12 protein-coding genes and 2 tRNA genes are annotated in these 12,023 nt (G+C 52.9%); 5 read left to right on the top strand and 9 right to left on the bottom strand.

The genetic code is table 11. From position 1 onward, the window contains the following. Positions 1 to 41: 41 nt before the first annotated feature. Positions 42 to 506 (top strand): DUF4440 domain-containing protein, encoded by a 465-nt coding sequence (locus tag PLD04_07950; protein HXK68265.1) that lies wholly within the window; start codon positions 42 to 44, stop codon positions 504 to 506. Here the strand turns inward: PLD04_07950 and PLD04_07945 are convergent. Next, positions 503 to 1,024 (bottom strand): hypothetical protein, encoded by a 522-nt coding sequence (locus tag PLD04_07945; GenBank protein ID HXK68264.1) that lies wholly within the window; start codon positions 1,022 to 1,024, stop codon positions 503 to 505. The two genes, PLD04_07950 and PLD04_07945, sit on opposite strands and share 4 nt — an antisense overlap. Positions 1,025 to 1,186: 162 nt before the next feature. On the opposite strand from PLD04_07945, the gene PLD04_07940 reads away from it, so the two are divergent. Next, positions 1,187 to 1,372 (top strand): DUF4177 domain-containing protein, encoded by a 186-nt coding sequence (locus PLD04_07940; GenBank protein HXK68263.1) that lies wholly within the window; start codon positions 1,187 to 1,189, stop codon positions 1,370 to 1,372. Positions 1,373 to 1,378: 6 nt separating this feature from the next. Then, positions 1,379 to 2,119 (top strand): hypothetical protein, encoded by a 741-nt coding sequence (locus PLD04_07935; GenBank protein ID HXK68262.1) that lies wholly within the window; start codon positions 1,379 to 1,381, stop codon positions 2,117 to 2,119. A 4-nt stretch (positions 2,120 to 2,123) separates the two neighbouring features. Here the strand turns inward: PLD04_07935 and PLD04_07930 are convergent, their stop codons facing one another. Then, complete coding sequence (locus tag PLD04_07930) at positions 2,124 to 4,184, bottom strand: VacB/RNase II family 3'-5' exoribonuclease (GenBank protein ID HXK68261.1); 2,061 nt, start codon at positions 4,182 to 4,184, stop codon at positions 2,124 to 2,126. A gap of 22 nt (positions 4,185 to 4,206) precedes the next feature. On the opposite strand from PLD04_07930, the gene PLD04_07925 reads away from it, so the two are divergent. Next, positions 4,207 to 4,293: transfer RNA gene (locus tag PLD04_07925), tRNA-Leu, on the top strand. A gap of 316 nt (positions 4,294 to 4,609) precedes the next feature. On the opposite strand, the gene PLD04_07920 is transcribed toward PLD04_07925, so the two are convergent. From PLD04_07920 to PLD04_07900, 5 genes are read right to left on the bottom strand one after another with little or no spacing between them, the layout of a single operon-like run. Beyond that, on the bottom strand, positions 4,610 to 5,206 hold the full coding sequence (locus PLD04_07920; protein HXK68260.1) for a hypothetical protein: 597 nt from the start codon (positions 5,204 to 5,206) through the stop codon (positions 4,610 to 4,612). After that, complete coding sequence (locus PLD04_07915; GenBank protein ID HXK68259.1) at positions 5,196 to 6,239, bottom strand: radical SAM protein; 1,044 nt, start codon at positions 6,237 to 6,239, stop codon at positions 5,196 to 5,198. Before PLD04_07915 ends, PLD04_07920 begins: the two co-directional genes overlap by 11 nt. Further along, positions 6,239 to 7,039 (bottom strand): hypothetical protein, encoded by an 801-nt coding sequence (locus PLD04_07910; protein ID HXK68258.1) that lies wholly within the window; start codon positions 7,037 to 7,039, stop codon positions 6,239 to 6,241. The genes PLD04_07915 and PLD04_07910 overlap by 1 nt, the downstream gene beginning before the upstream one ends. A gap of 4 nt (positions 7,040 to 7,043) precedes the next feature. Further along, positions 7,044 to 7,913, bottom strand: a complete 870-nt coding sequence (locus tag PLD04_07905) for a lysophospholipid acyltransferase family protein (protein ID HXK68257.1) — start codon at positions 7,911 to 7,913, stop codon at positions 7,044 to 7,046. Continuing rightward, the gene (locus PLD04_07900) at positions 7,901 to 8,392 is read right to left on the bottom strand and encodes an HAD-IIIA family hydrolase (GenBank protein HXK68256.1); all 492 of its coding nucleotides are present in this window, start codon (positions 8,390 to 8,392) and stop codon (positions 7,901 to 7,903) included. Before PLD04_07900 ends, PLD04_07905 begins: the two co-directional genes overlap by 13 nt. A gap of 98 nt (positions 8,393 to 8,490) precedes the next feature. On the opposite strand from PLD04_07900, the gene PLD04_07895 reads away from it, so the two are divergent. After that, positions 8,491 to 8,563, top strand: a tRNA-Phe gene (locus PLD04_07895). A 1,147-nt stretch (positions 8,564 to 9,710) separates the two neighbouring features. Here PLD04_07895 and PLD04_07890 read toward each other — a convergent pair. Then, positions 9,711 to 11,144, bottom strand: coding sequence for a hypothetical protein (locus PLD04_07890; protein HXK68255.1), 1,434 nt, complete (start codon positions 11,142 to 11,144; stop codon positions 9,711 to 9,713). Between the two features lie 85 nt (positions 11,145 to 11,229). Next, positions 11,230 to 11,940: a hypothetical protein gene (locus PLD04_07885; GenBank protein ID HXK68254.1), complete on the bottom strand. Its 711-nt coding sequence runs from the start codon at positions 11,938 to 11,940 to the stop codon at positions 11,230 to 11,232. Positions 11,941 to 12,023 lie beyond the last annotated feature (83 nt).

Here is a 12,023-nt window from a genome sequence, read left to right as displayed (position 1 = left end):
GCTGTCGTGGACACACTATCCAGGTCAACCGGGAGGACATATTGAAACTCATCTTTCTCTTTTTACTCGTAACGGGTCTTGCCATTGCAGATTCCGCCGTACCGGATCCCGCACAATCCCTTCTCGAAGCGGACCGTGCCTTTGGAAAGGCCACGGCGGAACATGGATTGGAGGGCTGGATGGCGTACTTTGCGGAAGACGCCTGTATCTTTCCCGATCAGGGCCCCGTCGTGAAGGGCCTTGACGCGATCCGTCGTCACTATTCCTCCACCGGATTTAACCCGAAGAACCTCTCCTGGACCCCCCTACACGCAGAGCTTTCCACTTCGGGGGATCTGGGCTACACCTACGGAACCTGGACCCTCCCATTCCAGAAGGAAGATGGCACTTCGGGAACGGCGGAGGGAAAGTACCTGACCGTCTGGCGGAAGGATAAGAACGGAGACTGGAAGGTGGTGGCGGATATTGGAAACGCGGGAAGCAACAGCGAAACGGAAACCCATTAGCGATCACCTTCCCCGGAGGGGAGAATCAGAACCCTGTAACTGTAAGCCATGACCAGGCCCGCAGCTCCCGTAATAAATGCCAGGAGAGACTGCCCCGCCAGAAATGCGGAAACAATAGCCAGGATCCAGAACGGAAAGACGGCTAGCCCGGAAGATCGTATTCGAATCCATCGGAGAGTGTGAACCTCCTGTCCGCATGAAGGGCAGGCTTCCTCTTCGATGGGAAGATCGTTCCCGCAGGAAGGACAGCCGGGAACAGAGATCTGGCCTTCGACCCCTTTGAGATTCGGCTCCCGGTAGAGCCAGCGATGGATCAGAATTGTCCAGAAAAAAGCAAAGAGGCAAAGTTCGTAGAGGAGCGTGAACATGTCACCCCGTACGGGCGGGTACAGGAGCGTCCGGCCGGCAAGCGTGATCAAAGCCATTAGACACGTCAGGATGGTTCGAGGGACCGAATGACGGATCAGGAAGCGCGTAAAACGCTGGAAACGGGAAGGGCGTGCCGGATTCGATTTCACCCTTCGATTATCCCACACCCATCGTCTTTCAGGATTCCAACTGCAGGCTCTTTCGCGCAGTTTGACCGGGTGCGTTCAATCACCATTTTGACAATTTGCCTTGCATGGTGACCACTGGAGGTGTACACTTAAGAGTGAAAACCCGTGGAAAGGGGTGTGGAGATGAAAACGTGGGAATATCGAATCGTCAATCTCAGGTCGGAAAACTATCAAATCCGGAAAGATTACGAGGCTGAACTGAACGGCTACGGTCAGGACGGCTGGGAGCTTGTGGGCCTTACCTCGGTCAACTTCAAATCCGGTGCAACGGACCACATCGGTCTTATTTTCAAGAGGGAAAAAGCCTAAGCCCTGATGCCCCCGAGAAATTCACCTCTTTCTTCCGATTCAACCGTATTCAGGGATGGATCGGAAGAGGAAGTGCTTTCCAGGCTGGAATCGATCGACTTCAAGCTCAACGAGCAGGAGTCTCTGTCCATTCTTACCAACCCCAACTGTACATGGAAAACCATCCACCATATCGCTGAAAGTAAAGATCTTACTTCCTTCCACAAAGTTCGTTTCGCCCTGGTGCGGAATCCAACCACGCCTTCCCCGGTGGCTCAGCGATTTGTGCCCGTTCTCTACTGGAAGGAACTGCTGGAGATTACCCTGGACCAGAGGACACCGCCGCTGATACGGCGAATTGGAGAAAAGACCCTTCGGGAACGCCTTCCCGGAATGGGTCTTGGAGAAAAGATCTCCCTCGCCCGCAGGGCGCCCCAGGCTCTTCTGCCCGATCTTCGCCGGGAGAAACATCTGAAAGTGATTGAAGCCCTGATGGAAAATCCTCGAATGACGATCGTTCATTTGCAGGTCATTGCCAACGATCCGGGAACGTCCGGGGAAATCCTCACCCACCTTTCCCGGCTACCCAAATGGTCGAATCAGTACTGCATCAAGATGGCACTGGTTAAAAATCCTGCCACTCCCCTCGGCACAGCCCTTGGTTTTCTATCCTCCCTGAAACGCATCGATCTACAGGGGATCACCAAGAATCCGGCGATCCGTCACGCAATCAAGGTGGCGGCCCAAAATCTCCTCGAACGCCGGTAAAGAATTACACAATCTCCAGTCGAAGATAGCGTTTGTGCAGGTCCACGGATAGGATCTTCACCCTGACTTCATCTCCCAGCCTGAGGGATAGGGAAGTACGGCGGCCGCTAACCTCCTGGCGGAGAGTGGAGGCGGTCAAATAATCCTTCTTATAGGTGGCAAAGGGGAGAAACCCCTGAACCTGATAGTCCTCCAGAATGATAAAGATGCCCGTCTCAATCACTCCACTGACGCGACCGGACAGGATCTGGTTTTCCTTCTCCTTTACGATCTGGAGAGTCTTCCATTCCATGACCTCCCTCTCGGCATCTTCGGCCTCCCATTCCCGTTTTGAGCAATGGTCGCCTGCCTGCACAAGCTCATCGAAGGCGAGATCCGCACGCTTCTGATCATACTGGACCCCCGAGAGGTATTCTTTGACTCTGCGGTGGACAATCAGGTCGGGATACCGGCGGATGGGAGAGGTGAAGTGGCAGTAGTACTCCAGGGCCAGACCAAAATGTCCGACATTCTCGGGAGTGTACCGGGCCCGGGCCAGGGAACGGAGAAGAAGTTCATTCAGGTAGGGGCCCTCGGGCCGCTTTTCCCAGGAATCCTGAAGTCGCTGAACCTGAAGCGGCGTCAGCTCCTCAAGGTTTACCCGGAAGGGATATCCCAGGCCTTCCAGGATGATCTTCAGCTCCAGGAGCTTTCCTTTATCCGGATCCTCGTGAATCCGGTACAGAAAGGGAATTTTCTTAAAGGTCAGAATCTTTGCCACTTCCCGGTTGGCCGTGATCATGAATTCTTCGATGAGACGGTGGGAGTCGAAACGGATCTCGGGACGGACACCAACCATTCTTCCCTGATCATCGTACAGGATGCCGACTTCGGGAAGGTCAAAGTCCAGGCTGCCCAGACCTACCCGTTTTCGATGAAAACGCTTAGCAATCCGGTTCATCTCCCGAAGCGTATCGGTCAGGGGATGACGCTCCCTGCCATCCAGAATGGCCTGGACCTGCGTATAGGTCATGCGATAACGTGAACGGATGATGGTGGGCAGGAGGCGTACTTTCGATGTTCTTCCCCGTTCGTCGACATCCATAAAGACACTCAGGGTGAGACGGTCTTCCTCCGGTCGCAGGGAACATACGCCGTTGGAAAGGGCCTCGGGAAGCATCGGGACAACCGTATCGGGAAAGTAGGTTGATGTGGCCCGATCAAAGGCTTCCTCATCCAGGGAGGTCCCCGGTCGAACAAAGTGGGACACATCGGCAATGTGAACGCCCAGACGCCAGCGTCGAGGTCCGATTTTTGAGAGTGAGATTGCGTCATCAAAGTCCCGGGCGTACTCTCCGTCAATGGTGAAGATTGTTTCCCCCCGAAGGTCAGTACGGTCGGAAAGCTGGATATTACTTAAACGATCGGCCGACGACTCGGCTTCTCTCAGCACTTCCTCCGGAAACTCCATGGTCCAGCCGCGGTCCGCGTAGAGGACCCGGGCCTCCATTCCACGCTCCCCGAATTTTCCCAGGGAGTTGCCAATCTTGACACGCCCCTGCCGGGTCGCTGTCGGAAAAAAGACGATCGCGCCTTCAAAGGCAATGGAACCATCTGCGGGATGTCCGTCTTCAAATCGTGGAATCATATCGGGAAGATTTCTGCGAAATGGCCGGAACAGGATTGTCTTCCCTTCCGACACGAGAAAGCCAGGAAGGGTTTCCCGGTTACGGCGGAGAATCCGGACCACCCGCCCCTCGTCTCCGCGTTCGGCCAGACAGAGAACGAGATCACCATCCATGGCTCCCTGGGCCTTCTTCAACGGAATGGTGAGGGAGCCATCCTCCAGGCGAAGTTCTCCCCGTTTTGCCCGGATCCGGATCGTGCCCACACGGTAACGTGTGAACGGCCCATAGGCCCAGACATGGCGGCGAATTCGAACGGCAATGCCGGTAAGTTCCAGTTCTTCCAGCACACCATCAACCTTTTTCCCGAACTGTCTTCGTAAAACACTGATCTCAACGGGCTTTCCGCCCTTCTTTTTCAGGAAAGATACGAGGGTACCCTGGAGGCTTGAATCCTTCATCAATGTGCTATAATCGAGCGTCGCGAAAGTGGCGGAATTGGCAGACGCGCAAGATTCAGGATCTTGTGGCCGAAAGGCTGTGGGGGTTCGAGTCCCCCCTTTCGCACCACTTCAGCGCATCCTTCATCTCTTCGAAAATTGGAAATACCTTTTCAAGTCCGGTAATCGTCAGGAGTTTGAGAATTCTCTCCCTCGGGTTCACCAAAGCCAGAGGAATTTTTTCATCCCGGTAGCGGGAAAGGTATCCCACCAGTTCACCGATTCCCGTGGAATCGACATAATCGATCTTGTCCATATTGATAATCACGCCCTTCGGGCGTTCCTGCAATATCTTCTCCAGGTAATCGGAAAATTTTTTGGAAGACTCTCCGAGCGTAATGGTCCCCATCACATTGATGACGACCATCTCCCCATGTTTATTGCGTTCAATGATCACAAAAAACCTCCTGAACGGCACCGAGAAAAACCCGGGCGTTCTCTCGAAGTAGTGTATCAAGTTCGACTGAAAATGGGAAGGTGTCCGGCTCGGATGGTGTGTCCGATACAACCTTGACGACAGCCCAGGGGAGTCCCCTCTCCTTGACGATTTTTACAAACCCTCCGGACTCCATATCCACCAGCAGGGTCCCATGCTCTCTGAAGAGCTCTTCCCGTTCAGCCGGATCGATCACGGGCCCTGGAACCGCCAGGATGGAGGCCCTTGGAAGTCCGAGGCTCAACGGAGAGACCAGAATATCTCCCTCCAGGGTGTGAACCCAGGGACACTCGAGGACCATTCCGGGTGCGTAGACTGTGGTCAGGGAGCCCGCGGTCCCAAATAGCAGGAGAACCCGAATCCCTGTCAGGGGAAGGCTGACGAGGGACCGCCGTAGTGATTCTTCTCCCTGCCCGGCAACCAGGATGACCATTCCAGGAGCACTGTAGCGGTAGGGAAGAGGTCCCGATACGCACCCGGACAGGGAGGCGGCGAGAAGCTTTGCCTCCTTGAGGTGGGCCGTGACGATCAGAATCTTACCGTTCATCCAACCTCGCGGTCAGCCTGGCCGAATTCATAAGTTCCCCGAAGACGCGGTTCCACACATCCGGAGACTCCATGCAGAGATAGATGGCCCTGCGGGGGTAATGCTTCTCCAGAACGGTCAGAAGGCCCCGGTAGAGCATTTCCCGGACCGGCCTCGGATATCGCATCTTGTTGTCTCTGGCGCGAATAAACTCCGGGCGAAAGAGGTCCGTTTCAGGATAGGATTTAAGAATGGCGTCATCCATTCCCTTTGGAAATCGAAAGGTTCCCATGGAGATCCACGCCAGCTTCTCAGCCGGGAGAATCGTCGCAAGTCGGTCAACGACCTCTCCGTAGAGAGAAAGCCAATCGTGCCTCTGGAGGATCGGGTCGAAATGGACCGCAACCCGGTACCCCCAGCCCAGAACCCTGGATATGGCGGAAAGCCGCTCATCCAGGGTAGCGGCTCCCGTTTCGTATCGATATATGAGATCCGGCGGATTGAGGGAAAACGCTACGATGATCCGCTCCCGGTGCGGCAGGTCCTGAAGAGGTTCGATCCAGTTGCTCTTTGTCTTCAGTTCCACCACCATATCATCCAGGGATCCCACAGCCTCCACCACATCACGCACGAAGGGAAAGAAGGGTTCCATGGCAAGGGAATCCCCGAACTCTCCCGTTCCCAACCGAATCGGCCCCTGCCGTTTCTGCCGGAGTTCTCGGATTTCCTCCAGACCGTCCTCCAGATTGGCATAGAGGGTCAGGGATCCTGAAGGCCGATAGGCCTGCAGAGCGCAATACTCACAGCGAAATGGACAGCCCAGCATCCATTCCATCGTCCAGTAGCCGCAGCATACATGTCCCTTCTGACCGGGACATGGCCTCAGGAACGATCCCAGGTTCCGGGTGATCCACCACCCTTTCCCTTCATAGGGCTCTCCTGCAGGAACAGTCTGAACCGGGATCCGGGGAAGGAGGTCGAGAAGGCTTCTTACTCTCGGATGGTCTTCCACGGCCTCGTCAACAACGATGACGCTTGGAATGGGAATTCGCATCAGAGAAAATCCAGTTTTTCGAAGAGGCGGGCAAGGGATTGCCTGATTTCTTCCAGCCGGGAGAGGTCCCGCCGCGTCACCCTGAACGACAGCTCAACCCCCTCCCGTTCCAGCGTGGGATCAGCGTGAACCCGCACTCCCGGAGGAAGATTCACCTCACCGAGGGCCGTGTTCAGTTCATTCATCCGGGTGTCTGTTTCGGGATGGGCGAGGGGGTGCAGCCATGCAATTACGTCTTTGACAGAGGCAACTGCGGGAACCCCGGGAAGGGTCTCTCGAAAGACGCAATCTCGAACCAGGGAAGCCGCCACCCTTCTCTCTCCCACCGTTCCCTTCGCTTCCAGGAGAACCTTCACCCAGAATCGAAAGTCCGATCCGGAGGCAGCCAGATCCCGCAGGGCTGCGAGGGTCATTCTGCCTTCCAGAATGGCCGGATGAAGCGAAGGATCGGAGACCAGCAGATCCATGACGGCGGGAATTGAAGGTGAATCTCCCATTGAAAGATCGGACAGGAAGGCCTTTTTTTGGCTGTCTTTTAATCCTTTGTAGACATGAGCGGTTTCCAAAAGATTCCACGGACGGGTTAGATTGAGATGCCAGCGCAGGATGTGGGGATCTCCGGAAATCTCCTGTACGGGAATATCATCTAGACCGAGAGCCAGAGCTGCAGCCATGCGGCGCAATCCGTCCACCACAATTGTGTTTGAGATCCGGACAGGTTCGAGGATGCCGCAGATCTCGATACTCTTTTGAAGTGCCCCGGAAACCTCAACGACACTTTGGGGAATCAGGGGACTCAACCGTTCAGCTTCCAGAGTTCACCTCCTCCCGGGAAGGTACCTTTTTCCATCTTCGGTGCACCCATACCCACTGGGTCGGATGACGACGGACCTGATCCTCGATCCGCCGTGTGAGGAGGGCAGTCAGCGTTTCCTCCGTATGCCCTTCAGATTGGATAGGGTCGTCGAAGTGAAGAATGTGGCCACCGGAGGGAGTTCGGTGAATAAAACCGGTAACGGAAGGAATGCCGTACTTCAGGGCCAGACGGGCGGCTCCTACGGGTGTATGGGCCGGATGGTTAAAAAAGGGGACAAAAATCCCCTCGACCTTCGTATCCTGATCGATCAGCATGCCCAGGGTCCGTCCCTCCTTTACCGCACTGAGAAGCTGTCGGGGACTGTCCGAAGAACCGCGGAGAATGGTCTCCACCCCTCCTTTTTTTCGCAGTCCAACCAGGAAGTCGTTCAGCGTATCCAGGTAGGCTTCCCGCGCGACAACGGTTAATCCTCCGCATCGCCGGGCAATGGTCCGGGCCATCAGTTCCCAGTTTCCGCAGTGGCCGGTGACGAGAACCACACCCGTTCCGGAAAGGTGGTGGATTCCTGAAATTTCTACAGATGGATAGAGCTTCTCCAGATGGTAAAGTTCGGCGAAGGTCATCCCGTAATGTCGAAAATTTTCTCTTATACAGCGGGTTATTTTCCGTGAGCCCCAGGTTGGAAAGGCTTTCTCCAGGTGGGACCGGACCCGGCGGCCCTGGGAAGGGAGCAGAATCCGGGTGAGCGTTCCGATCCAGGCCCCCACCCTTCGGGCGCCGCTGACGGGAAGTACCTTGAAAACGAGGGAAAAGGCCCCGAAGAGGATAAGAACGGCAAAATGTTTCAGTGAGGCCATGCCCCCCTGGCCTTGAGAATCAGTTCAACCACCTCTCGAAGCACCCCCCCGCCACCGGGAGTGTGGAGGATTCGATCCACGCGGGCGCGAACCTCGGGCACAGCATCCGAAGGGCAGGCGGTAAACCCCGCACGGGCCATGGCGGGCAGATCGATCATGTCATCCCCGATAAAGGCCGTTTCATCCGGAGAAATGTCCAGTCTCCCTGTCAGAGCAAGAAAATCTTCCTCCTTGTTTCGACTGAACATAATGAGATGTTCGACACCCAGTTCCTCGGCACGGGCCGACAGAGCCTTCCCTCCCCTTCCGGAAAGGAAGGCTACGGGGATTCCATTTCGAATTGCGAGGCGGATGGCCGACCCGTCTTTCGAGTTAAAGACTTTGATTTCCTCTCCGTCCGGCATCAGATAAATTCGGCCGTCGGTCAGGACACCGTCCACATCCGTCACGATCAATCGGATTGATTCGAGCGATTCCATGCCGATACTCTAGCGTGTTTTCCCTCCCCTGTCCATAGAAGCCCGGCCCCTCCGTGACCTTTGACAACCGGTAGGGAAGTGGGTATGATAGGCGCGGTGGGCAGGTAGCTCAGTCGGTAGAGCAGGGGACTGAAAATCCCCGTGTGGGCGGTTCGATTCCGTCCCTGCCCACTCCGACTTCCGAGACAAGATCCCACATTCATCTTACCTACAAAGTACGTCATTCGGAATCGCTCTTCGAAAGAGGGTTATCTGGGGTTGACTCAGTTCGATTCCGTCCCTGCCCACTCCAACTACCGAGACATTACCCCACATATATCTCACCTACAATGTATGTTATTCGGAATCGGTCCTCCGGGGTAGGATTCGTAAGTCCACTCGGCTCAATTCCGTCCCTGCCCATTCCAATTTCCGGGGTTATCCCCCTCAATCACCTCATTTACATCGTATGCTATTCGGAATCGCTCTTCGAAAGAGGGCTATCTGGGGTTGACTCAGTTCGATTCCGTCCATGCCCATTCCGACTACCGAGACAAGATCCCACATTCATCTCACCTACAATGTATTTTATTCGGAATCGGTCCTCCAGGGTAGGTTGTGTACGTATACTCGGATCAATTCCGTCCCTGCCCACTCCGACTTCCGAGACAAGATCCCACATTCATCTTACCTACAAAGTACGTCATTCGGAATCGCTCTTCGAAAGAGGGTTATCTAGGGTTGACTCAGTTCGATTCTGTCCCTGCCCACTCCGACTTCCGAGACAATGCCGCACCTTCATCTCACTTAATAATGTACGTCATTCGGAATCGCTCTTCGAAAGAGGGTTATCTGGGGTTGACTCAGTTCGATTCCGTCCCTGCCCACTCCAACTACCGAGACATTACCCCACATATATCTCACCTACAATGTATGTTATTCGGAATCGGTCCTCCGGGGTAGGATTCGTAAGTCCACTCGGCTCAATTCCGTCCCTGCCCACTCCAACTACCGAGACAAGATCCCACATACATCTCACCTACAATGTAGTTATCCGGAATCGGTCCTCCGGGGTAGGATTCGTAAGTATACTCGGTTCAATTCCGTCCCTGCCCATCATGGTTTTGGCGTTTCATGCCGAAACCATGCCACGATGTAGCTCCCTGAGCGAAGTCGGGGAGGCGAATCTCTCACACGTACAGCCAGTTATTCGTTATTCTCCTGAACGCGGAACAGGGCCTGAAAAAAGAGGGACTGCCCCAGGGAAGGTGAGAGGGCCGCGGACCGTCCCCTTTTTTCACATCGTACATTTTTGGGAATCGGTCATCCCCGGAAAGAATTATTTAATGAGTTTAGTTTCTCTATCCATCGGAACAATATCGCTCTTAAATTTAGTGGAACCAATTTCGATCTCCCTCTCTTCGATTACGGAGAAACTTCCCTCCCAATCCACGGCAACAGTCTTGAGTGAATAGGTGCCGGGGGTGAGTAAAGCAGTGTCGATCGTGACAGTCCAATCATGAAGATCAAAGGGCCTCTCATGCTCTCTTCTAAGTGGATGGGGCAGGTAGTAAGGATCGGTAAACTCATAGGATGCCATCAACTCATCCCCGATGCGTACACTTACACTCGCAATGCCATCCTCATCCTGGACTGAACCTGCAAACCTCAGGATGGGGCCCTGAGAGCACACGGTTACATCTCCAACCGGTTGGTCCTCGTCGAAGTGAACTGGATCGAACATGTAAATCCGATTTTCCGCCGTTACATAGACAACATTGTTCAAGACTTTAACTCTGTAAAGAGGTTGGTCCATCACATTAACACCGGCAAATTCACTATTTGAGCTATCGGTCTCTGGATCGTAATTGGCGACTCTCTGGCACTCGAAATCGGTTGAGTAGACCCAATCTTCATGCCCAGAAATATCTTGCGGTGTGAACCAGATTTGGTCAAGTGTGCAACTATAAGGTTCTATATATATAAACTCACCTCCCAAAGTAACTCCGGCTTTCATTTTATCCATGAGTGGTTGAGGGCTAAAGTATCCAGCACTGCCGAACATGAGCCACGTCTTGTAACGCGTAATTGGTGCAAGGGGGCAGCCTTCGCAGAAGTAGTAACATGCGGAGCAGTATCGGGTAGATGAAAGACCATCTTCAAAAGCTTCTGAAACAAAGTCACCTGGAATCTTGCAATGTCCCTGACCCTGTTGGAAGAGAAAATTGCCCTCAAAATATTCAAAACCTGATTGATTGATTGATCTCCATGCGTTCCAGTCGCAGTTCCATCCTGTGTCCAGCATCCAGATATCCAGAGTCTTCATGGTCTTTAAGTCGATAACAAAGGGGACATAACTACCGTAGAATGTGCAAGGATAGGGATCAGTTGGATACCATTCCATATTACATATTAATAAATCATTTACAACTTTGCATGTACTCCGACATTCATTTGGGAATCCACTATTGATCATGATGTATTCATCTCTCACGTCGTGCGGATGAAACTCCTTAATCCATTGGGGTTGAATCGGGGTTGAAATATCATAAAAGAGAAGCCCGTTATCATCCTCATCTACATAGTAGGAGATGATTAGCTGGTTTTTCCATCGGTAGAGTCTTGGAATGTATCCACTACCCTTGAACTGGATAACATTCTTCAGATCCCATGTTCCTTCTGTCAGATCATAGATGGAGAGTGCATTCAATCCTGCAGCATAGAGGTATCCTCCGTAAAAAAGGATATCGTAGACTTCGGGAGAGACAGCCATCTCCCCTCTTTGATTCAAAGGAGGGTAATGAATGACATCGACTACATGCATATTCAATAGAAGGGCAAAAAAAAGAGCTGTCATCTTACTGTAAGATATGAGGCATTCCGTGAAGCTTGAGAAGATGATTAACTTTTGCTTCCTGGCCGTACAATGGCCCCCCAGGATCCCCCGCCTGCGGAGGCCGCGTAAGATAAGAACAAAATTGCAAAATGCTTGAATACCCCCCTGGCTTCCAAGATTTAAGAAGGGTAACCCCACTGTTGATTTCATCTCTCCAATACGGAAGATCTGGAATTGTATCGGGATTTACGCAAAAGGCGGGCAAAACTTCATCTACTGCGCATCCATTTACGCTTTGATAGTAGCTCACATTATCTAGAAGGTCCCATAATAAAGAGGCAACATGAACTTCCTCATACATTCCTTGCCCTTGACAATAATCGATATTGGATGTGCATATGGGGATCGTGCAACGCCCGCAATTGAATACTTCGACACCACTATTATCATCCTCAATCTTGCAAAAATATGGTTGTTTTACTCCATCTACTAGTTTTCCTTCGTCAATAATGTCATAGCCACAACCAACTGCCGAGTAGTTAGCAAACCAGTCGGCAAATCCTTCAGCGAATGCAAAACCTGCTGAAATATTGCCTGATAAATCTTTTGTTTGTTTACAATATCCATGTGTACCCGTATATCCTACTATCCCTCCCTGTAAATGCGCATGAAACAGGTGCCCAGCTTCATGCGCCAGTGGCATGGCAAAAGGCCAAAAACCAACTGTTTGCATTCTTTTTCTGTAGCCGATAATTGGTGGGCGAGGTCATGTCAATAGGTGTGTAAAAAGGGTTCATGCGGCATGATCCTTATTCA

Source organism: Thermoanaerobaculia bacterium, from assembly GCA_035593605.1.
Classification (GTDB): domain Bacteria; phylum Acidobacteriota; class Thermoanaerobaculia; order UBA2201; family DAOSWS01; genus DAOSWS01.
This window is presented reverse-complemented; position numbering and strand designations above follow the sequence as displayed.